Annotated in this window: 1 protein-coding gene; it reads right to left on the bottom strand. The window is 50.7% G+C overall.

The window, feature by feature from the left end; translation table 11 throughout:
• Positions 1 to 556: sodium:solute symporter family transporter (locus OC23_RS09670; RefSeq protein WP_038344435.1), on the bottom strand; the 556-nt coding region annotated here is incomplete at its 3' end.
• Positions 557 to 615 lie beyond the last annotated feature (59 nt).

Below are 615 nucleotides of genomic sequence, written 5' to 3' on the forward strand. Positions count from 1 at the left end.
AGTTCAGCCCAAACAGGAGCTTGATCAGCTGCCCTGCACCGACCATCTGTGCAATCAGGTAAAACGCCACCACAACCAGTGAGCTGAAGGCCGCCAGAGTACGTACCGGCTTTTCTTCCAGACGGAACGACACCACATCGGACAGGTTATATTTGCCCAGATTACGTAAACGCTCGGCCACAAGGAATAGCACGATTGGCCAACCGACCATGAAACCGAGTGAATAGAGCAAGCCATCAAAGCCTGAACTGAACACCATCGCCGAAATCCCCAGAAAGGAAGCCGCAGACATATAGTCCCCGGCAATTGCCAGACCGTTCTGGAAACCGCTGATTCCACCACCTGCGGTATAGAAGTCCTGTGCCGACTGGGTTTGCTTGGCTGCCCATTTGGTAATGAACAGGGTAAAACCGACAAAGATCATAAACATGATGATTGCATGCCAGTTGGTCGCCTGCTGTTCAGCTGCGCCCAGATCCGGTCCGGCGAATGCAATACTGGTAAAGCAAAAGCTAAGTAGCGTAAACAGTATCGCCTTGCATGAAGTTCCTTTCATCTCAATGCATCCCTTTTTCATGTGCAATGGCCTCAACTTCCTTGAGGGCTTCTTCATTT

Source organism: Acinetobacter sp. A47 (assembly GCF_000805455.1).
In the GTDB taxonomy this organism is placed as follows: domain Bacteria; phylum Pseudomonadota; class Gammaproteobacteria; order Pseudomonadales; family Moraxellaceae; genus Acinetobacter.